The organism is [Clostridium] saccharolyticum WM1, from assembly GCF_000144625.1.
In the GTDB taxonomy this organism is placed as follows: domain Bacteria; phylum Bacillota; class Clostridia; order Lachnospirales; family Lachnospiraceae; genus Lacrimispora; species Lacrimispora saccharolytica.
The window spans coordinates 4,156,732-4,179,841 of sequence record NC_014376.1 but is presented as its reverse complement, the minus strand read 5'-3'; the positions used below and the strand labels follow the sequence as shown (position 1 = coordinate 4,179,841).

The following is a 23,110-nucleotide window of genomic DNA, read 5'->3' as shown; positions in this document are numbered from 1 at the left end:
GGGGATCCCGTCCTGCGTAATACAGGAGGTTTTGCTATGGTAAATGAAAAAAGGGCAAAGACCAGAAAAAAAATCAGCTATGGGAAATGGGGATATATTTTTCTGATACCGTTTTTTGCCATCTATTTTATATTCTCCTTTATTCCCCTGGTAAATACTTTTTATAACAGCCTGTTTGAAAATTATCGTTCCGGATTAACCCAGATCGGTCCCAACTTTGTAGGACTGGAAAATTACGTATCTATATTTCAAAGTGATTTGCTTAAGTATCTGGGCAATACGATGATTTTGTGGATCATCGGGTTTATTCCCCAGATCATCATTTCACTGATCCTGGCAGTATGGTTTGCAGATTTCAGGATGAGGTTAAAAGGTAGCACCTTCTTTAAAACCATTATTTACCTGCCCAATGTCATCATGGCGGCTTCTTTTGCAATGCTTTTTTTTGCTCTGTTTTCTGATGACGGCCCCATGAACAACCTGCTTATCAGGCTGGGTGTTTCAAATAACCCCATCCGTTTTCTGGCCACCGTCTGGGGGACCAGGGGCCTGGTAGGGCTTATGAACTTTATGATGTGGTTTGGAAACACTACGATTCTTCTGATGGCAGCGATTCTCGGCGTGGATGCATCCTTATTTGAAGCGGCTTCCATTGACGGTGCAAAATCCTTGCAGATATTCACAAAGGTAACCATGCCAACCATTAAGCCTATTTTTATATATGTCCTGATCACCTCTCTGATCGGTGGACTGCAGATGTTTGATGTTCCCCAGGTGCTGACAAATGCTAAGGGAAGTCCGGACAGAACCAGTACCACGTTGATTATGTTTTTAAACAACCATCTTTACAGCAAAAATTACGGCATGGCAGGTGCTTTATCGGTAATACTCTTCGTCATTACGGCAGCACTCAGCCTGGTGGTGTTCTTTGTACTTACCGGTGCCGGGAAAAAGAGAGGAGGGCAATCATAGTGGGTAAGCTGATAAATATAAGGAAGACCGCTGCATATGTGCTTCTTTCGCTTCTGGCGTTTTTATGCCTCTTCTTCTTTTATTGTCTGATCATAAATGCTTCCAGGTCCCATCCGGAGATTTCCAAGGGATTTTCCTTTATTCCGGGCAAATCCTTTGGCACAAATTTATATAACGTACTACATAATAAAAATCTTCCGGTGGTTTATGGAATTGCCAACAGCCTTCTCATAGCCGGATGCTCTGCAGTGCTTTCCGTGTATGTTTCAGCGCTGACGGCCTACGCCATCCATGCCTATGAATTCCGGCTGCGCAACGCGGTTTATCTGTTTATTATTCTCATCATGATGATTCCCAATCAGGTAACGACTTTGGGATTTTTAAGATTGATCGGCAAAATGGGGCTAATGGATAGTTTTATACCTCTTATCCTTCCTTCTATGGCAGCTCCGGTGGTGTTTTATTTTATGGTTTCCTATTTTGAGAGCAATTTACCCCTGGAGATTGTGGAATCAGCCAGGATGGACGGATCCAATGAATTTTATACGTTCAATTTTATAGTAATTCCCATGGTTAAGCCGGCACTTGCGGTCCAGGGCATCTTTGCATTCGTAGCTTCCTGGAATAATTATTTTGTACCTTCCCTGGTACTGAAATCCAATACGAAAAAGACATTGCCCATTCTGATCGCACAGCTTCGCAGCGCTGATTTTCTGAAGTTTGACATGGGGCAGGTCTACATGCTGATTACCATTGCGATTGTTCCCGTAGCAGTCATTTATTTATGTTTATCAAAATTTATTATCGGCGGTGTGACGGCCGGCAGTGTGAAAGGATAAAAGGATGAAGTTCAGGAAGGAATTTATATGGGGGACTGCTACCTCATCATACCAGATCGAGGGAGCCTCCCGTGAGGCTGGCAAGGGGCTTTCCATCTGGGATGTATTTACCCGGGAGGAAGGAAGGATCTTTGAAGGGCATACCGGCGAAGTGGCCTGTGTTCATTACCACCGCATGAAAGAGGATGTGGCTCTGTTGGGAGAGCTGGGAGTGAAAGCCTACCGGTTTTCCATCTCCTGGCCCAGGATTTTTCCAAAGGGCTGCGGCCCGTATCATGAAAAGGGATTAAAGTTCTACTCAGATCTGGTCAATGAGCTGCTGAAATACGGAATTACCCCTTATGTAACCCTTTTTCACTGGGATTATCCCAATGATCTGGAAATGCAGGGCGGCTGGCTGAATCCTTCCAGCCCGGAATGGTTTGCCTCCTACACGGAAACCGTAGCAAAAGCATTGGGAGACCGGGTCAAACATTTCTTTACGTTCAATGAACCTCAGATATTCACCTGGCTAGGATATGATAGATGCATTCATGCTCCCGGCATCAAATACCCGGCGGATAGACTTCTTTTGATGTGCCGTCATATTGCTCTGGCCCATGGAAGAGCAGTGCAGGAAATAAGAAAATGGGTCCCGGACAGCCAGGTAGGATATGCACCTACCTGTGGGAACGCCTACTGGCCTGTAGAGGAAACGGCTGAGCTGGCCGAGGCAGCCGGAAGGCTTCAGAATTCCTTTGGGGAACAGGACTGGATCCATTCCTCGGCATTTTGGAATGAACTGTTTATAAAAGGGAAATTTCATGAAAAATGCAAGGAATTGTTTGGTTCCCGGCTGCCGGTGATAACGGCAGAAGAGCAAAAACTCATAGGCCAGCCCCTGGATTTCTGCGGGATGAACCTCTATCAGGGAACCTCTGTAAGCTTTGACCGCCAGGGAAATCTTTTGCTGGGAAGGCTTCCGGCCGGTCATGGAAAGACCGGGATGGGGTGGCCCATTACTCCCAAGGCAATGTACTGGGCAGTCCGCAATTTTTATGAGACCTATCAGATTCCTGTGTTCATTACGGAAAATGGAATGTCCGACCTTGACGTGGTATCCCTGGACGGGGCTGTTCATGACCCCGGACGGATTGATTACCTGCACCGCCATCTCATGGAGCTGGAGCGGGCAATATCAGACGGTGTTGATGTTCTGGGGTATTTCCTTTGGAGCTTCTTAGATAACTTTGAATGGGAAAAGGGTTATGACGACAGGTTTGGAATTGTCTTTATCGATTATGAAAGTCAGGTAAGGATACCCAAGGACAGTTTTTATTGGTACCGGAACCTGATAAGGGAAACGGTGGAGTGATGATGGAAAGAAAGTGCGGTTCCAGGATATGGAACTGCACTTTCTATGTATTTTTCCTATTTACTTATCCTGCAAAAGAGCTTAAGATTCCGTATCAGCATCTTCCGCAGGGGGTTGTGCATCTTCGTCAATGCTTTCTCCCTGGGGAGTAAAGGTTACATGAAGCTCATTGCCGATCTTGTCCTTTGCCTTTATGGTCAGGTTTTCTTTTTTAAGAGCAAAGGAAACGAGTCCGGTGCTCCGGTCAATGGACAAGGGAAGTATCTCCGGATGGTCCTCATCACAGCCGGAAATGGAAGAAAAATCCACGCCTGACTGGCTGTCCTCCAAACGGAAGGTAAGAACTCCGTCTTCAAATACATTGTCCTTAACGGTGGGTGGAGCGTCATCCAAAACATCGACCTGTTCATATAAAGCAGCCTTCATTTTGTTAAAGGCTGTAAGCTTAACTTCAAGCACGCCGTTGGTTGTAAGGATTGCGGTATAGGTCTTAAGTCCTATTTTTCTCAGTTCAACCGGAGAGCCGTTCAAAGCGACCTCTATATTTGTTACAGGAAGCAGGGAGTTGATCTTAAGCTCCATGGCCGTGGAAATATAATCGCTGCTTTCGCTGATGGCAACCTGGCCCTTTGGCTTGGATGTCACCAGAAAAAAGATCAGTCCATTGATGACGATGAAAGGAAGCACATAAAACAGAAGGACCGTTAGAAAACCGCTTTTCCCGGCATCGTGCCTGTTGCCGGAGCGTGCGTTCCTGCGGTTTGGTCTGATTTGATTGTTATACTGGTTCATACTGATTCCCTTTTCCTCCTGATGGTTTTTACGCCTATAAGCATATCAGAAAAAGAGTGATCTTACAAGATGATCTATCAAATCGTAATAATTTAATTTATTCTTACAAAATGTCCTATTTATGCGTGTTTGGAACCTGCAGGATATCGGCCGAAGCTGCCGCTTCACCCAGGAAAAAAGGATTTATTCTATGATGCAGCTTATTTTTCGCTTAAATTCCGGCAGCGTACCCCATAACTGGTGTTAAGCTCATATCTGCAGTAAATAGGAACAACATGTTCTTCAAAACCAGGAATATTATTGTGTTTCTCTACGATCTTGCCATCTTCGCAAGGACCCATCCTTATATTTTCCATTTTCCTTCCGATACTTTATATAGAACAAAGAAATGGGGGATACATGATGTATATTGGAAAACTGAATGGGCCGATGCCAGCCTTGAATATTAATGCTATTAACCGTACGGTTGCAAAACAGGAGGAAGTTCTGTATGGAAAAAAGAAAGAGAAGGAGAATGAGGATAAAGTAACCATTTCTCCGATTGGGAAAAAGCAGAGTATGATAGAGCTGTTAATGAAGCAAAAAGATCTCTTAAGGGAACAAAAGCAGACTATGATGGATTCCGCCGCTGAAACCGGAATTGATATCGCCTCCCAGCTGAAAGAGTATCAAAAACAAATGGACGAAATTGACAGCCAGATTGCGGAACTTCAAGCAAAACAAATGGAGGAGTCGGAAAGCGAAAGCTCTGATGGAAAAATTTATGATAAACCTAAGACGAAAGAAGAAGCCCAGCTTCAACAGTTAAACGGAATCAGCGCGCTCTCTGTGGAGCAGGAGCAGGTGAAAGCGATCTATCAGGAAAAGGGGCATTTGGACGGGGCTGTCAAGGTTTTAAAGTCGGAGATCCGCTCCGGCAATGGAAACATAGAAGCAAAATCCCAAAAGGCCGCTGCGCTTTTCGGACGTTCCCAAAGCGTTTCCAGTCAGGTTGGTTCTAAGTTAGAGGATATCCAGGAGTCAATTTCCGACGTGAATGATGATACCGTTGAAGAAATATTGCTGCAGGGAGAAGAGGACGGAGATTTGATAAAACAATAAAGTCTGATCTATCGATACGGGTATCCGTAAGATTCCGGCGCCGCTTTTCACAATCTTCCGGTCTTGGTTTTCAGCTTATTTCATGATTTTATGAAGGGCTTTAAAAGTATGGTCGTGAAAGCTGTTGTCTTTGCCCGGGTGTCTGAACTGGTTATGGAAGAAACAGAAGATAAAACAAAGTGCTGGAAGGAACGCAAATCTGCGACGCTTGAACATTTGGAACAGGCCTCAAGAGAGAGCAAGATCCTTGTTTTAGCGGACAAGCTGAGCAATCTGCGGGATGTACCGTTCATTTCTACCGGAATATATTCTCAGCCACTCCTCGTATTAAGATTAAAGAAGTCTCTATTTGCTGAAGGCTATTCATGCTCAAGAGTGCAAAACATCTGCAAAGGAAAAGACCAAATAAGTAGCTGATAAACTTCGCGAGATGAAATTAACTTCGGCAGCTAAGAAGGTCGAAGATGGTATTTGACACTATCGAATTTAAATGTTAAAAGCTTACTATCTGTTTACCTTTAAGCTATAAGCCCATATACGCATGATATCAGTACAAAGGTAGCTGGTATTACCTGGGTGCGGATGGTGCCATGGTTTAGGGCCTGCAGGCATCTGCTGCAAGTGATATTATCTGGATCAGGAAGGTAAGTCAACGGAGTCGTTGATGCCCACGCCGCATCATGATGGCGTACTGCAGTATTTGAGGCTAGTGGAGTAACTACAAATATATGGTTAAAAGTGGTTGATATAAAAACTGTAGAGTAATAATATATTCAAGTATTCTAAAATAATAAATAAAACAACGGAACTAACAGAATATTATATAAAAAGATTATGATTTTTAGGTAGTTTTCTTTTCTACCGTATCATTTATTGATTTAGTAAATTTATAACAAAGGTAATTACATAAGATAAATTTTAGAGGTACATAGTATGAAAAAAAATTCATTGATAAAATTAGCAATGGTTATTTGTTTTATTATTGGTATAATGTTTTTAAGGCAGATTCCTGCTTATGCTGAAACAAATAATAAAAGATATAAGATTAATAATACGGTATTGGAATTTAAAGAAATAATTTATGTAGATGGATCTAATGGTGATGATACTGTGGGCGATGGAAGTAAGATTAAACCTTTTAAAACAGTTGTAAAAGGCTTTGATTACATGAGTGTTAATTGTAGAGAAGGCGGAGCTATTATAATTAAAGACGGCACATATGATGTAGCTGAACTTTTTAAAGGTACTTATGAAAACTTAAATAAAAATTATAATAATATGAAAATATCTTTGCTGGCTGAAACAATGGGAAAGGTAGAATTTACAAATATTGGTGAATGGATTGTAGTGGAAAATTCTCCTGCAGCACGGATCAAAATAAATTTTTATGGATTGGTATTTAAAAGTATTATACAAGATTATTATTGCCTGGGTGCTGATGACTGGATTAATGAGTATTACAATTGTGTTTTTACACAAGGATATGGGGGGTGGAATGGGGTTGTTAGAGATGGGGCTACTGTTAAAGTGGAAAACTCTTTATTTGTAGGATCATCTGGGAAATTATACCGTATAACTCCTCTTAAAGGAAGTTCAATTAATTGCGCGTCAACAACTCAGGATATGGATCCAGCTATTGGAACTAAATCTAATTGTTTATATAATGTTACCACTGATGCTGAATATAATATAACGAGTACTGGCTGGGGAAATGCAGGGGTAGGAACGAATCCCGACGGATCAGTTGCTCATATAGGTGTATATGGTGGCCCATTTGCGTGGGGAAGAAAGGGTTTAGAAGTAAAAAATATTTTAAAGGTAGTATTAGAAGTTGATGAAAAACTCCAATTAAGTGTAGACGACAATTTAGGGGTAAATACAGAAATGGCCTGGACATCTTCAAATAATACAGTAGCTGCTATAAATGGAAATGGAGTTGTAACAGCTTTAGCACCAGGAAATACAGTCATAACAGTTACGAGTGTAGACGGTATGTATACTGAGAATATTAATGTATTAGTTGTAGAGGACGCAAACGATTACAGATTGGCAGTCGACTTAAAAGTAGGACAATCCAGCAGATTAACGATTGATGATTTAACCGATACTGTTAAAGTTACATGGACTTCGATGGACTCATCAATAGCTGATGTTTCCAGTAAAGGGAAGGTTACAGCACTAAGTAAAGGGTTAGCCTTAATAACTGCGAAAGGTGAAGATGGAAATATTATTAGCAAGGTATATGTTAGAGTAAGAGAGTAGTTTTATAAAGTTTCTCTGTTAGTTATAGTAGTGGTTTAAGGCGGGTATCCGGTATTACGGACCCGCTTTTTACAAAAAAATCATATTTTTTTGATTGCATTTGACTGCATAACACTTGTCTTTGACTGCTTTTGTACAGTGATAGTCAGGGAAGCGGAAAGCCTAAAATACCGTGATTTTAAACTGATAGTCACGGTGTTATGAGCGGGGCAAAATAAGTTCTATTAAATCGTAATAATTTGTGTTAATATATTAATGAAGTTCGAGTTGCCTCTGGCTGACCGAACGGTTATTTTTCTGAGAACGAACAAAAGGAGATTCAGTATGGTCGAGAAAGCTGTTGCCTTTGCAATCAAGTCCCATGAAGGGACCTTTCGGAAGGGGACGAAGATTCCCTATATCGTCCATCCCCTGGAGACGGCAGTCATTGTAGCATTGATGGTTACGGATGAAGAGATGATATGTGCTGCCCTTCTTCACGACGTAGTGGAAGATACGGGGGTTACAGAGGCAGAGCTTAAGGAAGAATTCGGATCCCGGGTGGCTGAACTGGTTATGGAAGAAACAGAAGATAAAACAAAGTGCTGGAAGGAACGCAAATCTGCGACGCTTGAACATTTGGAACAGGCCTCAAGAGAGAGCAAGATCCTTGTTTTAGCGGACAAGCTGAGCAATCTGCGGGCAACGGCCAGGGATTATTATCTGATGGGAGATGACCTTTGGCAGCGTTTTAACGAGAAGAATAAGTCGGAACACGCATGGTATTATAAGGGAGTTGCAAAACGTTTGACAGGACTTGAGGAATTCCCGGCATATCAGGAATATGTTAAATTGTGTGAAAAGGTTTTTGAATAGAATATGGGAAACAAAGAAAGAGGCAGGGCTTGTGTATAGATAAGCCCTGCCTCCTGTTATTTCAAAAAAAGCTTTCTTACAGGGACTTTGCCCGGTCAGAAATGTTTTTATGAAAATTAATGATCTGATGCTCGTAGATCTCATCCATCAGTGGAGAGGTAATGATAAAGTCAGCGGTTGCCCTGGTGTTTGCGATGGGAATATCGTAAACCTGGGCAATGCGTAAAAGTGCCTTCACATCCGGATCATGAGGCTGGGCGGTAAGCGGGTCGGAGAAGAAGATCACCAGATCGATCCTTCCTTCTACGATCTTTGCGCCGATCTGCTGGTCACCTCCCAGCGGTCCGCTGTTATAACCCTTTACGGGAAGGCCTGTCTGATCCGTGATCATGCGGGCAGTAGTCCCGGTACCGCAGAGCGTATGTTTTTCAAGGGCATCCTTATGCTCCTTGCACCATTCGATCAGTGCGTGCTTTTCGTTATCATGAGCGATCAGCGCAATACTTTTTTTCTTTTCCAGTGTAAGTGTGATAAAATCATCTGTAAGCATTCTGTTCCTCCTGTAAGCTTGCTCCTGTATGTAGCTCTGGAATCTAATCTTAGTTTGGTATAATACTTTGCAAGGAATACGTAATGGAAAGATCTTTTCTCGAGTACTCTTTTTTAAAATTCTGAATAATCCGCTTTAAGACCATTTCGCCGTTTTCATATGTGGCTGTGGGCAGAAGCATCAGGTACTGGCTTACGCTGTAACGGCTGAAGATATCTCCTCTCCGAAGAGATTTGCGGATGGAATCCCCAAGCTCGTCCATGGCCCGTGTCTGGACCGCAGGTTTCAGCAGTTCTCCTTTTAGATTGCTGATGGTTAAAAGGCACAGGAAGATGGAATCCCCGGTACGTTCAATGGCCCTTGTCTCTAACTGGTAAATGTCCCGGAACACAGATGGTTCACAGCAAAAAGCACCGCTGTTCATGCCGCCCTCTGAAAGGATCTCCTGTATGGTGCTTAAATCCATGGTGATTCCATGCTTTTTATCACTGATGAGCTTGTACAGGTCTTTAAACCGAATGGATGGCGTGATGGCAAATTCATTATAGAACATGTCAGTCACATGATGGTAATGCTCCATGGCCATAAGCTGGTTTCCGCTTTGGTACAGGGAATAGATCAGATAATAATGAGCATCCTCGCTGTAGGGATCAATGGCAATGGCCTGCTGGCATACATCAATGATGGTAGGAAAATCTTTTCTTTCCTCTAAAAGGAGCAAAGTTTTCTGGATCAGCTTTTGATAGAGGGAGTGATAATAGGTATGGATAGGCACGACCCAAGATTCCCACTCGGATTTTGGGAGAAAGTTCCCTTTATACAGGGCAAAGGCCTCCAGGCAAATAGACAAACGTGCATCCCCGGTAAGGTCTGGGGCTTCGGATTGAATACACAGGCCTTCAAATTGGTCGGTATCACAGATTGTTATAAGATCCTTTGTCCAGCCGTAAGCCTTACGGTTCTGGAAAACCAGCTCCTGTGTAGGATATTCCAGCGGCTCTAAAAGTTTGCGGACCCGGAACATTAAAGTCTTTAAGGCTCCTGCCGGGTTATTGCTGGCTTCATCCTTCCAAAACAGGTCAATTAATTCCTCTACCGGAATATCCCTGCCTCGGAATGTAATAAGATATTCTAAAAGGCTCCAGGGCTTTTTTGCCTGATTGTTCTGGTCTACGATCGTCCTGTCCCCCATGGATATGGAGAATCCTCCCAGCATATTTACGTGAATGATAGATTCTTGATTTTTCATAGATGTCTCCATAATAACATTTTCTATCCTTAAGTATATAGAAAAAAAGTGGAAAAGTCTAGCACTGCTTATAAAAGATTGAGATTTTTACAAAAATATTATATACTTAGAGAGGTTAAAAACAATTAAGAAAGCGGGAGTAAGCATGAAGAATAAAAAACTGGCCTATGGCGTTCTTATTCTGGCCTTAATTTTTATGGCTGCCGGCGCAGGTATGCTCTATTCTGATTTTCAAACCAGAAATCGTGCAGAACAGCAGTATGAAAGTCTTGCTGAGCTTGCAAGGGAAACTACGGCCCCAGAAACGGAGGCCGAAACCACGGAGTCGGAAACAAGTGCTGCCTATGTTTCCCCCATTGATTTTGAAAAACTGAGAAAAATCAATCCGGACATTGTGGGCTGGATCCGGATAGAAGGCACGGCCATTGATTATCCCATTGTACAGACGGATAACAATGAAACTTATCTGGATACTGATTTTGAAGGAAAGAAAAGCGTGGCGGGAGCTATTTACCTTGATTATGAAAGTGAACCTGATTTTTCCGGAAGGCATAATATTATATACGGGCATCACATGAAAAACGGTACCATGTTTAAGGACATCATAAAATACAAGGATGAGGCTTTTTTTAAGGAACATCAGGAAATTTTAATTTACACGCCCATGAGGGAGTACCATTTACGTCCATTGACTGCCCTTTATACGGATGCTTCTGGTATTCGAAGGAAAACCGTATTTGAAACAGAGGAAAATTTTCAGGCATATGTGGAGGAGATGACAAAGGGAGGCAAGTTTCAGCAAAAGCCGGAGGAACCGGTGAAACAGTTATGGTCTTTTGTAACCTGCAGCTACGAGTTCAATGATGCAAGAACCATTCTATACGCTTATGAAGTGCCTTAATTGGATAATTAGGGGGTTTTATGCATGGTACATATTATTGAAATAAAATTATATTCCAATAATCGGATGGACAGCGGTAAAAAGCAATGCCTTTTATCAGAAATCAGAAAAGCGGTTTCTGATAAGAGAAATTATTTTGTAAAATCAGCAGACGAGTGAAAAGGAGATATGATCATGGGAAAATATTTTGGAACTGACGGTTTCCGGGGAGAAGCCAATGTGACCCTGACGGTAGAGGATGCTTTTAAGGTGGGACGGTTTTTAGGCTGGTACTATGGACAGAAGAATCCGGAGGAAGTATGCAGGGTCGTCATAGGAAAAGACACAAGGCGCAGCAGCTATATGTTTGAATATTCCCTTGTGGCCGGCTTAACCGCATCAGGTGCTGACGTATACTTACTTCACGTTACCACAACCCCCAGCGTTTCCTATGTGGTGCGCACCGAAGGGTTTTCCTGCGGGATCATGATTTCCGCCAGCCATAATCCTTATTATGACAATGGGATCAAGGTTATCAATGAAAAGGGCGAGAAGCTGGAAGAAAGTGTGATAACTGAAATAGAGAAATACCTGGATGGGGAAATGGGAGAACTGCCCTTGGCAAGGCGCGACAAGATCGGCCGTACCGTAGATTTTGCAGCAGGAAGAAACCGCTATATCGGCTATCTGATCTCCATTGCAACCAGATCCTTTAAGAACAAAAAGGTGGCTTTGGACTGTTCCAACGGCAGCGCTTCCGCCATTGCCAAGAATGTATTTGACGCACTGGGAGCTGAGACCCATGTGATCAGCAATGAGCCAAACGGTTTAAACATCAATACAGGCTGCGGCTCCACCCATATCGGGCAGCTTAAGAAATTTGTAAAAGAGGTGGGAGCCGATGTGGGCTTTGCCTATGACGGGGATGCGGACCGGTGCATTGCTGTGGACGAGAACGGAGAAGAGGTGGATGGAGATGCCATCCTGTACATTTGCGGCAAGTACATGAAGGAACAGGGCACCCTTAAGAATAATAAGGTGGTGACCACCATCATGTCCAACTTCGGCCTGTACAAGGCCTTTGAGCGGGAAGGCATTGAATATGAGAAAACAGCGGTAGGCGATAAATATGTATATGAAAATATGGTGGCTAACGGTAACTGCCTGGGCGGGGAACAGTCCGGCCATATTATTTTCAGCAAGCATGCCACCACGGGTGACGGAATCCTAACCTCCTTAAAGGTGATGGAAGTGATTTTGGAAAAAAAGGAGAGCCTTGGAAAACTGGTATCCGACCTTGAGATCTATCCCCAGGTGCTTAAAAATGTTCTCGTCCACGATAAGACCGCGGCCCAGGAGGATGAGGCAGTGAAAGCAGAAGTGGAAAAGGTGGCAGAAAGCCTGGGTGACAGCGGAAGAATCCTTCTGCGCCAGTCCGGCACGGAGCCGGTTGTACGGGTAATGGTAGAGGCCGCTGATATGGAAACCTGTGAAAAATATGTGGATCAGGTGATAGAAGTAATGAGAGAAAACGGCCATCTGCTTTCCTAGAAATTTGCCAAAAGAATAGAAAGTGATCCAAAGATCCGGCAACGGCTTCCGGTTTTGGTTGCTTTCTATTTTTTTGCAGGTATGCGTAATTGTAAATCAGGACATTTCGTGATATGATTAAGGTCTGAACTGTGACAAAATGATTTTGGGAGACCAGGAAATATGGATAATAGAGAATTTTCAAATTTAGGAGACCAGATCAGGGATTCGGTGCAGAATGCCATTGATTCCATGGATTTTAACCAGTTGAACGTAACCATATCCAATACGGTTAATTCTGCGCTGGAGGAAGCCAGGAGCCAACTGATGAAGGGGGCAGAGTTTGGTAAGAACCCGCCGCCGGGAAGCTTTTCCAGCCATAGAAGAGAACGAACGGAAAGAACAGAGAGAACAGAGAGAACGGTGACCTGCCGGAAAACCCAATGGGGAGGAGATACGGCCCAGGGGGGAGATGGCGAAAACGGGCCGGGCTACCGGGCGTTTCAAACCAGCCGGGATGTCCGCAGAAAAAATGGAGATGACCAGGGAGAACTGGTGCAGCTAAACCAGGCAGGCCGTGTATCAGGGATCCTGTATACGGTATTTGGCAGCATCGGCATCGGCCTGATCCTGCTGCTGCTTTTTGTTGTCTGGATCGTGGCGCTGGTGGTGAAGCCTGTTCTTTGGGCAGTGGCAGGTTCTACCCTGTTCCTGCTTCTTTTAGGCGGTGCCTCAGGCTTTATGCTCCGCACCGGCGTTTCCATCAGGGACCGGTTAAAAAGGGCCAGGATCTATGCAAAGCAGTCGGGCAAAAGGATGTACTGCAGCATTGAGGAGCTGGCGGGAAGCATCGGAAGATCCCGTGATTTTGTATTAAAGGACGTGCAGAAGATGATAAAGCTTGGGATTTTTAAACAGGCTTATCTGGATGAGCAGAAAACCTGCCTGATCTTAAGCGAAGCCACCTACAAGCAGTATCTGGAATGCCAGAAGGCCCTTAAGGAAAGAGAACTGGAAGAGGCAAGTGAAAACACAGGAGAAGATTCTTCTTCCGATGAGATGAAACAGATGATGGCCGAAGGCCAGAATTATTTAAGGATATTAAGAGAGGCCAACGACGCCATTCCAGGCGAGGTGATTTCCCAGAAGATTTACAGCCTTGAACATGTGATCCGCAGGATTTTTGAATCCGTTTCCAGACATCCCCGGCGGATGCAGGAGATGGAACGTTTTATGGAGTATTACCTTCCCACAACCGTGAAGCTGGTAAATGCATACCGGGATTTTGACAGCGTGGGAACCCAGGGAGCCAATATTTCTTCTGCCAAGGCGGAGATTGAGAGAACCCTTGATACCATAAACCAGGCCTTTGAGCGGCTTCTTGATGATCTTTACCAGGATGCCGCCTTGGATGTTTCCACAGACGCTTCGGTAATCCAAACCATGTTAAAAAAGGATGGATGGGCGGAAAGTGATTTTACAGGAGGAATGAAGAATGAGTAAGGATATTGAAGAGATGCTTAAGGAAGCGCCGGGACTGACTCTGGCACCTCTTGAGGCGGGCAACATGGAGGAACCCCAGGTTGTCCATACAGAAAGCTCTTTAAAAGAGGCAGAGGAAGTGCCTGGGGCCGACTTAACCCCGGAAGAAGAGAAGATGGTAGCCGATTTCTCGGAAAAAATCGATTTAAGGGACTCCAATCTGATTCTTCAGTATGGAGCAGGCGCCCAAAAAAAGATTGCCGACTTTTCAGAAGCTGCACTTGATAACGTAAAGTCCAAGGATCTGGGAGAAGTGGGCCAGATTTTAACAGAAGTAGTGGTGGAGCTTAAAAGCTTTGAGGCGGAAGAGGAAGAAAAGGGCCTTTTCGGTTTTTTCAAAAAAAGCGTAAACCGGGTGGAGGGGATGAAAGCCAAGTACGCCAAGGCGGAAACCAATGTAAACCAAATCTGCAAGGTCCTTCAGAACCATCAGATCCAGCTTTTAAAGGACATAGCCCTTCTTGATAAAATGTATGATTTAAATACCACCTATTTTAAAGAGCTGACCATGTATATCCTGGCGGGAAAAAGGAAGCTTGCCCGGGTACAGCAGGAGGAGCTGCCGGCGCTTTTAGACCGGGCGGCAAAAAGCGGACTTCCGGAGGATGCACAGGCTGCCAATGACTTATCCGCCATGCTGAACCGTTTTGAAAAGAAGCTTCATGACCTGGAGCTTACCCGTATGATCTCCATTCAGATGGCTCCCCAGATCCGTCTGGTCCAGAACAACGATACCATGATGACGGAAAAGATACAATCCACCCTGGTAAACACCATTCCGCTCTGGAAGAGCCAGATGGTTCTTGCCATTGGGATCAACCATTCCGAGCAGGCTGCAAAGGCCCAGCGCGAAGTGACGGATATGACCAACGAGCTTTTGAAGAAAAATGCAGAGGTACTAAAAACCGCAACCATTCAGACGGCAAAGGAATCAGAACGGGGAATCGTGGACATGGAGACCCTTAAGAAGACCAATGAATCCCTTATAACCACCCTGGATGAAGTGGTACGTATCCAGGCAGAAGGCAGACATAAGCGCCGGGAAGCAGAGGCAGAATTAAGCCGGATGGAAGGCGAATTAAAGTCTAAGCTTTTGGAACTAAGCAGATAGACCGGTTAAAAAGACTTGCAGCAGAAAAATAATTTTCCTGTTGTAAGTCTTTTTTAGTCGTGCTATAATAACATAACACTTTACCGTGACACACTGTCAGAGCGCGGTTTGTGATTATAATGCAAAGGAATGATGAAAGATGGGGTTAGACCTATAAAAACCACGTTGTTCATTGTCAAGAAATACAGCGTGATTTATCGACTCCAAAGCCTGTAAGGATTACCATGAGGCAGAACGTGAACGATTTGTCCTATTCAGGGATGAATTCCGGCAGACTGCCGGACAGGGCAGCGATGAAAGATGATGGAGGAGATAAAACATGTTGAATTATCAAAGATATAAAAGAGTACCGGTAGTCAGTTATCCGGAGAGACAATGGCCGTGCAATGAGATTAAGAAGGCACCGATCTGGTGCAGCGTTGACTTAAGAGATGGGAACCAGGCCCTTACGGAGCCTATGGTTGTGGAAGAGAAGATTGAGATGTTTGATCTTCTCATCAAGCTGGGATTTAAGGAGATCGAGGTAGGTTTTCCTGCAGCTTCCCAGATTGAATATGATTTCTTAAGGCAGCTGGTGGAGCGAAAGCTGATTCCGGATGACGTGGTCATTCAGGTTCTGGTTCAGTGCAGGGAGCATTTGATCAAAAGGACTTTTGAAGCTCTCCAGGGAGTTAAGAAGGCGATTGTACATATTTACAACTCCACTTCAACCCTCCAGAGGGATGTGGTTTTCAATAAGGGAATGGATGAGATCAAGGAGATCGCCGTTGATGGTACGGAATGGGTGAAGCAGTATATGCAGGGCTTTGACGGAGAACTGACTCTTGAATATTCTCCCGAAAGCTTTACTGGAACAGAGCTGGAATTTGCCCTGGAAATTTGTTCTGCTGTCCAGGAAGCCTGGGGGGCAACGCCGGATAAGAAGATCATCATTAACCTTCCTTCCACCGTGGAGATGACGACTCCCAATGTTTATGCGGATCAGATCGAATGGATGAACTCCCATTTCAAGAACCGTGACGCCATTATTTTAAGCGTTCACCCCCATAATGACCGGGGAACCGGCATTGCAGCCACGGAGCTCGCCCTGTTAGCAGGAGCGGACCGTGTGGAAGGCACGCTTTTAGGAAACGGAGAGAGGACCGGTAATGTGGACCTTTTAACGGTGGCATATAATATGTTCTCTCAGGGGATCAATCCAAAGCTTCACATTGAAAATATCCGTGAGATCGTTGACGTATATGAGCGCTGTACCAAGATGGAAGTGGAACCAAGACATCCATATGCCGGAAAGCTTGTATTTACCGCATTTTCTGGCTCTCATCAGGATGCCATCAACAAGGGCATGCAGGCCATGCGTGACCGGAAGAATTCCTACTGGGAGGTGCCATACTTACCCATCGATCCGTCAGACATCGGCAGGCAGTATGAGCCGATTGTGCGGATCAACAGCCAGTCCGGCAAGGGCGGCGTAGCCTTTGTCATGGATACCTTCTACGGTTTCAAGCTTCCTAAGGGCATGCACAAGGAATTTGCAGACGTGATCCAGAGGATTTCCGAAAAGCAGGGTGAGGTCGCTCCGGAGCAGATCCTTGATGAATTTAAAAGCAGCTACACGGATAAAAAGGAACCCATACATTTCCGCAAATGCCAGATCACAGAGGCAGAGGATGATGTGGAATTCTCCACCCTTGCCAAAGTACGCTATACGGATCACGGTATAGAAAAGATTTTCGAGGGCGTAGGAAACGGACCCATCGACGCGGTGCAGAAAGGCCTGGAAAGAGAACTTGGAATCGAGATCCGGGTTCTGGACTACTACGAGCATGCACTTGCTTCCGGTTCCGGAGCGCAGGCAGCTTCCTATATCCACCTGTTGGATGTGAAGACTGGGAAGGCAACCTATGGCGTGGGAATCAGTTCCAACATCACAAGGGCATCCATTCGCGGAATCTTCAGTGCGGTCAACCGGTTATTCTATTCATAAATAACAGAGCCAGCCTTTATAAAGGCTGGCCTTTTTGTATTTTTACGTAAATTGCATATCAGATCTTTGCAGTGGATTCCCGGATCACCAGCTCTGCATCCAGGATCAGTGATTTTGGAGAGCTGAAGGGGTTTTCCATCATTTCCAGAAGCATTTCGCAGGCGGTATACCCAAGCTGCAGCCGGGGCTGGTTGACCGTTGTAATGGAAGGGCAGGTCATTGTGGAAAATTCAATGTTATCAAAGCCCACCACCATAATATCCTTTGGCACATTAAGCTTAAAGCGCATTGCAGCCCGGATGACGGCGGCAGCAAAAATATCAGAGGCAACAAAGAAGGCGTTGGGTCTGGGCTCGCTGTTTAACAGACGGCAGATGGCAGCGTAGGCCATCTGGTAGTTGATCTCCGGAAGCTGTATGATCCAGTTTTGAGGTACGGAGATTTCCGCTTTTTTCAGAGCGCTTAAGTATCCCTCCTGGCGCTTTACCGCATACTTAAAGCTTAAAGGGCCGTTGATCAGGGCAATCTTATTGCAGCCGCAGTTGCATAAGTATCCGGTTGCAGCTTCTGCTGCGGAAAAGTCATCAATGCTGACATAAGGGAATCCGGAGGCGTCCTCGTTGTATTCGCAGCATTGCACCAGAGGAGTAATAGCCCGTATCTGCTTTAGCTGTTCTTCCGATGCCCGGTTTAACAGGATGGAACCGGCGGCATTGACCCGGTGGAGCAGGTTGCAGAAGTTTCGGATAGACCCCCGGTCTAAGGGGGATTCATTGATGAGAAGGTGGCAGCCGTGAGCCTTTGCAGAAACTCTGGCCCCCTTAATGACCTCCTGATAGAACACATTCTCAATCCCCGGAATATTTAAAACAATCAGCGGCTGTTCTTCAATGGATGGCAGGGCGGTGGATTCGAAAGCATATCCAAGGGCGGCCATGGTGCTTTCCACCCGTTTGACGGTATCTGCCTTGACCAGCTCCCTGTGGTTTTGCACACGGGAGACCGTAGCCGGCGAAACCCCTGCCTGTCTGGCAATTTCTTCTATTGTAATTTTTTCCTGTTTCATTCCCTGTTCTCCCTTTGTTTGGTTGTATTCCTTAGTTTATAACACGGGAAAGGATTCTTGTAAACAATTTGTTTTCAATATTATGAAAAGTTTTCTGAAAAGATAAGAGAGGGTTGTGCAGAATGTTTATATTATTACTGTAAAATATGGGTATTACATGGAAAAACTATTAATAACGCCCAAAACATTGAAAACAATGCGAGGAAATGTTAAAATCACCTTGAAAAAATGAAAAAAATGAAAAGCTATATGAAAACAATCGGTAGAGGGAGAGAGGAAGCGATGAAGGTAGGAATCATTGGGTGCGGAAGGATTGCACAGACAAGACATATTCCTGAATATGCAGAGCATCCCGGAGTACAGATCGCAGGCTATTATGATTTTAATGTAAAGAGGGCAGAGGAACTGGCTGCCGCTTACGGCGGAAAGGTATATGAATCTGCAGATGCTCTGCTGGCAGACCGGGGAATCGATGCGGTAAGTGTTTGCACAGCCAATCATACACATGGGGAAATTACCGTTAAGGCTCTTCGGTCTGGAAAGCATGTGCTTTGTGAAAAGCCCATGGGAATCAGTCTTGAGGAGTGCAGGGCAATGGTGCATGCGGCGGCTGAGAATAACCGGAAGCTGATGATTGGACAGAATCAGAGATTTGCCAGGGCTCATGTCAGGGCAAAGGAGCTTCTTATGGAAGGCCTGATTGGAAACGTCCTCACATTTAGGACCACATTCGGCCACGGAGGGCCGGAGACCTGGAGCATAGATGGAGGAGCCAACAGCTGGTTTTTTGATAAAGAGAGTGCTTCCATGGGGGCTATGGCGGATCTGGGAGTTCATAAAACAGACTTAATCCAGTTCCTGCTGGACCAGAAGGTAGCAGCAGTGACCGCTCAAATGCTGACTCTGGATAAGAGATATGAGTCAGGAGAGCTGATCGGAGTGGATGATAACGCCATTTGCATCTACGAGATGGAACATGGTGCCATAGGAACCATGACTGCCAGCTGGACCTATTACGGCAGAGAAGATAATTCCACAGCCCTTTACGGGACCAGGGGAATGATGAAAATCTACGACGATCCGGACCATTCCATTTCCGTGATCTTAAAAAACGGAGAGCGGATTTTATACGACATTGATCAGATACAGACCAATGACAATCAGACAAAATCCGGGATCATTGACGGGTTTGTGGATGCCCTGGAGGCGGGGACAGAAGTTCCGGTCAGCGGAGCTGATGTATTAAATGCCATGGAAGCTGTGTTTGCCTGTCAGAAATCCAGCAGGGAGATGCAAAGGATCGTGATCAGGGAAAAAGGGGGAGAGTAGGGATGAAACTGGGATTTGTCAGCGCGATTCTAGAGGAATGGACCTTTGAAGATATGATTGATACAGCGGCAGCCATGGGGTTTCAATGCGTGGAGGTGGCCTGCTGGCCGGAGGGAAAGGCGGAGCGCAGGTATGCAGGAGTCAGCCACATTGACGTGGACTGCCTGACTGCAGAAAAGGCGGAGTACATAGGAAACTACTGCAAAGAACGGAATGTGGAGATTTCGGCCCTTGCTTTTTATCCGAATGTGATGGATGTGGATGAGGAAAAAAGACAGGCAAATATTTCTCATCTTAAAAAGGTAATGGATGCCAGCGCCATGCTGGGGGTCAGGCTTGTGACCACCTTTATCGGCAGGGACCAGACAAAATCTGTGGAAGAAAACCTGGAGCTTGTGAAAGAATTATGGCCGCCGATTCTTGCCCATGCAGAGGAAAAGGGAGTACGGGTCGCCATTGAAAACTGCCCCATGCTGTTTGGCAGGGAGCAGTGGCCCGGCGGACAAAATCTGATGACAACACCTGCCATCTGGGATGAAATTTTTAAAATCCTGCCCAATGAAAATCTTGGGATCAATTATGACCCATCTCATTTCATCTGGCAGATGATGGATTACATCCAGCCTATTTACCAGTTTCAGAAGAAAATCTTCCACGTTCATTACAAAGACATTAAGCTGTATGAGGATAAGCTGAAAAAGGTGGGGACCATGGCATATCCCCTGGCCTATATGTCGCCTAAGCTTCCCGGTCTGGGGGATGTGGACTGGGGAAAATACGTCAGTGCATTGACGGATATCGGCTATGACGGGTTTACCTGTATTGAAGTGGAAGACAGGGCGTTTGAGGGCTCCAGAGAAAAGATCCTGGACAGCTTGAAACTGTCTAAAAAATATATGGACCAGTTTATAATTTAGATTAAGGCAGCAAATCTGCTTTGATAGAGAAGGAAAATGTAAAAGGAGGAAACGTAATATGAAAAAAGCAGCAGCAATTATTTTGGCGGCACTGGTGGCGGTGGGAGGAACTGCTTGTTCCCAGGTAAAACCGGCTGATACCACAACAGCCGCAGCAAAATCGGAGACAACAGCGGCGGCAACAGCAGCAGAGACTGCAAAAGAAACAGAGGGCCTTAAGAATGGCGCCCATATTTATGTACTGACCGTTCCGGAGGATCATGGATGGACCGGGTCCGTGGCTACCTTTGCCAAAGAGAAAATCCAAGAGGTAAATGGAAAAGGCACCTACACGGCCGAGCTGATCACCTCTGCCAATGCGGCGGAGCAGATCCGAAACATTGAGGATATTGTTTCCAAGGGAGAGAAGAACATAGCAATGGTTATACAGCCCATTGACGATACCGTGCAGTCTGCCATTCAGGGCGTCATTGATGCGGGGATCCCCTATGTGGCGTTTGACCGGATTATTGACGGTGTGGCGGCCAAGGCCGTGTCCAATGTAAAAGGTGACAACTCCGGCATCGGCGCAGGCGCAGCCGCTTATTTTGTTTCTCTGGGACTTACACCGGGAGAAGCCATTTATGTATATGAAGGAGACACCTCTTCTGTGACCACCTTACGGGATGAAGGCTTTACCAAGTATCTGACAGGGGAACTGGATTTCGGCGGAGAGACCATTGCAGAAGATAAGAAATGGACACAGGATGATTTAACATCCATTACCTTCTCCGGTGCCATGAACTGGAGCCGTTCAGATACAAAAACAGCCTTTGAATCTCTTATGGGAGACAGCAAAAACGCCAAGATCAAATGGTTCTATGCAGAGGATGACGAGCTGGCGATGGGAATCCTGGAAGCCCTTTCCGGAGGCGGAATTGATGAGGCTACCAAGGAAACCTTCCTTTCCGGAAAACCGGCCATTACCGGCTGCGGAGGCCTTGACGAACTGTATGCAGTGCTTCGTGGAGAGACCTATCAGGATATTGCAGCAAAGTGCGGCGGCATCATGTCTGTTACCTACAGCCCGTCCATGATCCAGACAGCGATTGATGACATGGTTGATCATCTGGATGGAAAGAAAGTCACCCAGGATCATGTGATTGCCTGTGAAAATGTAACATCAGATAATGTAACTGAGTACCCATCCTTTTAGAAATCATGATCGGAAGGACAAAAGGGGCCGTTCGTCATTTAAGGAACGGTCCCTTTTAAAAAACCGGAGGTTGCGTTATGAGTTTATTGGAAATGAATGGGATTTGTAAGGCATTTAACGGAGTCCCGGTATTAAAGGGAGTCCGCTTAAAGGTGAAGCAGGGGGAGGTCCATGCCCTGTTGGGAGAAAACGGGGCAGGGAAATCCACCCTGATGAATGTACTGACAGGAGTATTTCCCAAGGACAGCGGAACGATTGCATTTGACGGCAAAGAGATCCATACCATCACCATCAGACATTCGGAGGAACTGGGAATTGCCTTTGTCCATCAGGAACTGAATTTATTTAATGACCTTAGGGTTTATGAAAATATTTTTCTTGGAAAAGAGTACATAAACAGGCTGGGAAAGCTGAACAAACGAAAGATGATGGATGAAACCAAAGAGCTGTTCCATGAGCTGGGAGTTGACATAAATCCAGGAGAGCTGGTTGCAAATTTAAAGACCAGCCAAAAACAGATGCTGGAGATTGCAAAGGCACTGTTTTTCAAGGCAAAGCTGCTGATTCTGGATGAACCAACCACATCCTTAAACAATGAAGAAGTAAAGCATTTGTTCGGAATCGTCAATCACTTAAAAAAGACAGGGACTTCTTTTATTTTCATTTCCCATAAAATGCCGGAGATCTTTGAATTGGCGGACCGGTTTACGGTATTTCGCAACGGGGAGTTTATAGGTGACGGGGCCATTGGGGATACGACTCCGGAAGCGGTGACCAGCCTGATGGTAGGAAAGAATTATTCCTCCGGAGAAGTCTATGAAAGGCGGAGGCCCGGGGAAGTGGTGCTGGAGCTTCAGGATTTCAGGACCTGGATTTGAGCTGGTGACCCTGCAGGCCAAAAAAGGTCAGATCATCGGCCTGACCGGGCTTCAAGGCTCAGGAAGCAGCGAGCTGCTGCAGTGCATGTTTGGGGTTACAAGGGCGGTATCAGGGGAGATGAGGGTCAGAGGAAAACGGGTGCCGGCTCATTCCATTCATAAGGCCATGAAATCAAAAATCGCCATGCTGGCTTCCAACCGGAAAGAAAATTCTGTTATTCCTGACATGAACCTGCTGGAAAACATGTATCTGGCGGAGCACACCCTGTCGGCAGGCAGGCCCCACATCCAAAAGCCAAGGGAAGAAGAGAAGTTTATAAGGTATCAGGCCCTTTTGAATATCAAAGCCAGAAGCAGCCGGGATTCTATTTTATCTTTAAGCGGCGGAAATCAGCAAAAGGTGTTTATTGCCAGATGGCTGAATACGGATGCAGATATACTGCTGTTTGATAATCCCACCCAGGGAATCGACGTAGGGGCTAAGGCAGAGATTTACAAGCTGATACTGGAAATGGCGAAAAAGGGAAAAACGATTCTTATCAATACCCTGGAAATACCGGAGATCCAGAAGGTGGCTGATTGCTGTGCGGTTTTTTATAACGGCAGGATTATCAAAATTCTGGACCACGAGGAAATCAATGAGTCAACGGTCATGCTGTATTCCACAAATGCCGTGAACCAGGAAATAGGAGGATAAAGAG

22 protein-coding genes and 1 pseudogene are annotated in these 23,110 nt (G+C 45.3%); 18 read left to right on the top strand and 5 right to left on the bottom strand.

Annotated elements, in window-relative coordinates:
- The first annotated feature begins 36 nt into the window (after positions 1-36).
- The 3 genes from CLOSA_RS19380 to CLOSA_RS19370 are packed head-to-tail and all read left to right on the top strand — an operon-like array spanning position 37 to position 3,165.
- Complete coding sequence (locus tag CLOSA_RS19380) at positions 37-972, top strand: carbohydrate ABC transporter permease (protein WP_013274426.1); 936 nt, start codon at positions 37-39, stop codon at positions 970-972.
- Positions 972-1,811: a carbohydrate ABC transporter permease gene (locus CLOSA_RS19375; RefSeq protein WP_013274425.1), complete on the top strand. Its 840-nt coding sequence runs from the start codon at positions 972-974 to the stop codon at positions 1,809-1,811. The genes CLOSA_RS19380 and CLOSA_RS19375 overlap by 1 nt, the downstream gene beginning before the upstream one ends.
- Positions 1,812-1,815: 4 nt before the next feature.
- Positions 1,816-3,165 carry a GH1 family beta-glucosidase gene (locus tag CLOSA_RS19370; protein ID WP_013274424.1) on the top strand — a complete coding sequence of 450 codons (1,350 nt, stop codon included), beginning with the start codon at positions 1,816-1,818 and terminating at the stop codon, positions 3,163-3,165.
- An 81-nt stretch (positions 3,166-3,246) separates the two neighbouring features.
- Here CLOSA_RS19370 and CLOSA_RS19365 read toward each other — a convergent pair whose 3' ends face one another.
- Together CLOSA_RS19365 and CLOSA_RS22765 are read right to left on the bottom strand one after the other, a co-directional pair.
- Positions 3,247-3,957 (bottom strand): hypothetical protein, encoded by a 711-nt coding sequence (locus CLOSA_RS19365; RefSeq protein ID WP_013274423.1) that lies wholly within the window; start codon positions 3,955-3,957, stop codon positions 3,247-3,249.
- A gap of 200 nt (positions 3,958-4,157) precedes the next feature.
- Positions 4,158-4,313, bottom strand: coding sequence for a hypothetical protein (locus tag CLOSA_RS22765; protein ID WP_013274422.1), 156 nt, complete (start codon positions 4,311-4,313; stop codon positions 4,158-4,160).
- Between the two features lie 43 nt (positions 4,314-4,356).
- Here CLOSA_RS22765 and CLOSA_RS19360 point away from each other — a divergent pair, with 43 nt between their 5' ends.
- The 4 genes and pseudogenes from CLOSA_RS19360 (at position 4,357) to CLOSA_RS19345 (ending at position 8,175) form a co-directional block, all read left to right on the top strand.
- The gene (locus CLOSA_RS19360) at positions 4,357-5,058 is read left to right on the top strand and encodes a hypothetical protein (RefSeq protein WP_157669041.1); all 702 of its coding nucleotides are present in this window, start codon (positions 4,357-4,359) and stop codon (positions 5,056-5,058) included.
- 281 nt (positions 5,059-5,339) lie between these two features.
- A pseudogene (locus CLOSA_RS22760) lies at positions 5,340-5,530 on the top strand (transposase); the annotation flags it as partial.
- A 461-nt stretch (positions 5,531-5,991) separates the two neighbouring features.
- Positions 5,992-7,320 carry an Ig-like domain-containing protein gene (locus CLOSA_RS19350; protein WP_013274420.1) on the top strand — a complete coding sequence of 443 codons (1,329 nt, stop codon included), beginning with the start codon at positions 5,992-5,994 and terminating at the stop codon, positions 7,318-7,320.
- A 324-nt stretch (positions 7,321-7,644) separates the two neighbouring features.
- Positions 7,645-8,175, top strand: coding sequence for an HD domain-containing protein (locus CLOSA_RS19345; RefSeq protein WP_013274419.1), 531 nt, complete (start codon positions 7,645-7,647; stop codon positions 8,173-8,175).
- Between the two features lie 76 nt (positions 8,176-8,251).
- Here the strand turns inward: CLOSA_RS19345 and CLOSA_RS19340 are convergent, their stop codons facing one another.
- Together CLOSA_RS19340 and CLOSA_RS19335 are read right to left on the bottom strand one after the other, a co-directional pair.
- Positions 8,252-8,725: a methylglyoxal synthase gene (locus CLOSA_RS19340; RefSeq protein WP_013274418.1), complete on the bottom strand. Its 474-nt coding sequence runs from the start codon at positions 8,723-8,725 to the stop codon at positions 8,252-8,254.
- Positions 8,726-8,774: 49 nt separating this feature from the next.
- Complete coding sequence (locus tag CLOSA_RS19335; RefSeq protein WP_013274417.1) at positions 8,775-9,974, bottom strand: BTAD domain-containing putative transcriptional regulator; 1,200 nt, start codon at positions 9,972-9,974, stop codon at positions 8,775-8,777.
- Between the two features lie 145 nt (positions 9,975-10,119).
- Here CLOSA_RS19335 and srtB point away from each other — a divergent pair, with 145 nt between their 5' ends.
- The 6 genes from srtB (at position 10,120) to leuA (ending at position 17,024) form a co-directional block, all read left to right on the top strand.
- The gene (srtB, locus tag CLOSA_RS19330; protein ID WP_013274416.1) at positions 10,120-10,875 is read left to right on the top strand and encodes a class B sortase; all 756 of its coding nucleotides are present in this window, start codon (positions 10,120-10,122) and stop codon (positions 10,873-10,875) included.
- Between the two features lie 24 nt (positions 10,876-10,899).
- Positions 10,900-11,034 carry a hypothetical protein gene (locus CLOSA_RS23430; RefSeq protein ID WP_013274415.1) on the top strand — a complete coding sequence of 45 codons (135 nt, stop codon included), beginning with the start codon at positions 10,900-10,902 and terminating at the stop codon, positions 11,032-11,034.
- Between the two features lie 15 nt (positions 11,035-11,049).
- Positions 11,050-12,405, top strand: a complete 1,356-nt coding sequence (gene glmM, locus CLOSA_RS19325; RefSeq protein WP_013274414.1) for a phosphoglucosamine mutase — start codon at positions 11,050-11,052, stop codon at positions 12,403-12,405.
- 162 nt (positions 12,406-12,567) lie between these two features.
- Positions 12,568-13,887: a 5-bromo-4-chloroindolyl phosphate hydrolysis family protein gene (locus CLOSA_RS19320; RefSeq protein ID WP_013274413.1), complete on the top strand. Its 1,320-nt coding sequence runs from the start codon at positions 12,568-12,570 to the stop codon at positions 13,885-13,887.
- The gene (locus CLOSA_RS19315) at positions 13,880-15,037 is read left to right on the top strand and encodes a toxic anion resistance protein (protein WP_013274412.1); all 1,158 of its coding nucleotides are present in this window, start codon (positions 13,880-13,882) and stop codon (positions 15,035-15,037) included. Before CLOSA_RS19320 ends, CLOSA_RS19315 begins: the two co-directional genes overlap by 8 nt.
- A 319-nt stretch (positions 15,038-15,356) precedes the next feature.
- On the top strand, positions 15,357-17,024 hold the full coding sequence (leuA, locus tag CLOSA_RS19310; RefSeq protein WP_013274411.1) for a 2-isopropylmalate synthase: 1,668 nt from the start codon (positions 15,357-15,359) through the stop codon (positions 17,022-17,024).
- A 58-nt stretch (positions 17,025-17,082) separates the two neighbouring features.
- Here leuA and CLOSA_RS19305 read toward each other — a convergent pair whose 3' ends face one another.
- Positions 17,083-18,090 (bottom strand): LacI family DNA-binding transcriptional regulator, encoded by a 1,008-nt coding sequence (locus CLOSA_RS19305; protein WP_013274410.1) that lies wholly within the window; start codon positions 18,088-18,090, stop codon positions 17,083-17,085.
- 249 nt (positions 18,091-18,339) lie between these two features.
- Here CLOSA_RS19305 and CLOSA_RS19300 point away from each other — a divergent pair, with 249 nt between their 5' ends.
- The 5 genes from CLOSA_RS19300 to CLOSA_RS23310 all read left to right on the top strand — a co-directional run bounded on the left by CLOSA_RS19300 (position 18,340) and on the right by CLOSA_RS23310 (position 23,106).
- The gene (locus CLOSA_RS19300; RefSeq protein ID WP_330362165.1) at positions 18,340-19,419 is read left to right on the top strand and encodes a Gfo/Idh/MocA family protein; all 1,080 of its coding nucleotides are present in this window, start codon (positions 18,340-18,342) and stop codon (positions 19,417-19,419) included.
- 2 nt (positions 19,420-19,421) lie between these two features.
- Positions 19,422-20,336, top strand: coding sequence for a sugar phosphate isomerase/epimerase family protein (locus tag CLOSA_RS19295; protein WP_013274408.1), 915 nt, complete (start codon positions 19,422-19,424; stop codon positions 20,334-20,336).
- 58 nt (positions 20,337-20,394) lie between these two features.
- Entirely contained in the window at positions 20,395-21,531 is a 1,137-nt protein-coding gene (locus tag CLOSA_RS19290) for a substrate-binding domain-containing protein (RefSeq protein ID WP_013274407.1), read from the top strand.
- 77 nt (positions 21,532-21,608) lie between these two features.
- Complete coding sequence (locus tag CLOSA_RS23315; RefSeq protein ID WP_242647764.1) at positions 21,609-22,409, top strand: ATP-binding cassette domain-containing protein; 801 nt, start codon at positions 21,609-21,611, stop codon at positions 22,407-22,409.
- Entirely contained in the window at positions 22,348-23,106 is a 759-nt protein-coding gene (locus tag CLOSA_RS23310) for an ATP-binding cassette domain-containing protein (protein ID WP_242647763.1), read from the top strand. The genes CLOSA_RS23315 and CLOSA_RS23310 overlap by 62 nt, the downstream gene beginning before the upstream one ends.
- Positions 23,107-23,110: the final 4 nt, after the last annotated feature.

Excerpts from the sequence above, each read along its gene's own strand:
- CLOSA_RS19380 (WP_013274426.1), top strand. The coding sequence starts at position 37 with ATGGTAAATGAAAAAAGGGCAAAGACCAGAAAAAAAATCAGCTATGGG.
- CLOSA_RS19370 (WP_013274424.1), top strand. The coding sequence starts at position 1,816 with ATGAAGTTCAGGAAGGAATTTATATGGGGGACTGCTACCTCATCATAC.
- CLOSA_RS19365 (WP_013274423.1), bottom strand. The coding sequence starts at position 3,957 with ATGAACCAGTATAACAATCAAATCAGACCAAACCGCAGGAACGCACGC.
- CLOSA_RS22765 (WP_013274422.1), bottom strand. The coding sequence starts at position 4,313 with ATGGAAAATATAAGGATGGGTCCTTGCGAAGATGGCAAGATCGTAGAG.
- CLOSA_RS19360 (WP_157669041.1), top strand. The coding sequence starts at position 4,357 with ATGATGTATATTGGAAAACTGAATGGGCCGATGCCAGCCTTGAATATT.
- CLOSA_RS19350 (WP_013274420.1), top strand. The coding sequence starts at position 5,992 with ATGAAAAAAAATTCATTGATAAAATTAGCAATGGTTATTTGTTTTATT.
- CLOSA_RS19345 (WP_013274419.1), top strand. The coding sequence starts at position 7,645 with ATGGTCGAGAAAGCTGTTGCCTTTGCAATCAAGTCCCATGAAGGGACC.
- CLOSA_RS19340 (WP_013274418.1), bottom strand. The coding sequence starts at position 8,725 with ATGCTTACAGATGATTTTATCACACTTACACTGGAAAAGAAAAAAAGT.
- CLOSA_RS19335 (WP_013274417.1), bottom strand. The coding sequence starts at position 9,974 with ATGAAAAATCAAGAATCTATCATTCACGTAAATATGCTGGGAGGATTC.
- srtB (WP_013274416.1), top strand. The coding sequence starts at position 10,120 with ATGAAGAATAAAAAACTGGCCTATGGCGTTCTTATTCTGGCCTTAATT.
- CLOSA_RS23430 (WP_013274415.1), top strand. The coding sequence starts at position 10,900 with ATGGTACATATTATTGAAATAAAATTATATTCCAATAATCGGATGGAC.
- glmM (WP_013274414.1), top strand. The coding sequence starts at position 11,050 with ATGGGAAAATATTTTGGAACTGACGGTTTCCGGGGAGAAGCCAATGTG.
- CLOSA_RS19320 (WP_013274413.1), top strand. The coding sequence starts at position 12,568 with ATGGATAATAGAGAATTTTCAAATTTAGGAGACCAGATCAGGGATTCG.
- CLOSA_RS19315 (WP_013274412.1), top strand. The coding sequence starts at position 13,880 with ATGAGTAAGGATATTGAAGAGATGCTTAAGGAAGCGCCGGGACTGACT.
- leuA (WP_013274411.1), top strand. The coding sequence starts at position 15,357 with ATGTTGAATTATCAAAGATATAAAAGAGTACCGGTAGTCAGTTATCCG.
- CLOSA_RS19305 (WP_013274410.1), bottom strand. The coding sequence starts at position 18,090 with ATGAAACAGGAAAAAATTACAATAGAAGAAATTGCCAGACAGGCAGGG.
- CLOSA_RS19300 (WP_330362165.1), top strand. The coding sequence starts at position 18,340 with ATGAAAACAATCGGTAGAGGGAGAGAGGAAGCGATGAAGGTAGGAATC.
- CLOSA_RS19295 (WP_013274408.1), top strand. The coding sequence starts at position 19,422 with ATGAAACTGGGATTTGTCAGCGCGATTCTAGAGGAATGGACCTTTGAA.
- CLOSA_RS19290 (WP_013274407.1), top strand. The coding sequence starts at position 20,395 with ATGAAAAAAGCAGCAGCAATTATTTTGGCGGCACTGGTGGCGGTGGGA.
- CLOSA_RS23315 (WP_242647764.1), top strand. The coding sequence starts at position 21,609 with ATGAGTTTATTGGAAATGAATGGGATTTGTAAGGCATTTAACGGAGTC.
- CLOSA_RS23310 (WP_242647763.1), top strand. The coding sequence starts at position 22,348 with ATGAAAGGCGGAGGCCCGGGGAAGTGGTGCTGGAGCTTCAGGATTTCA.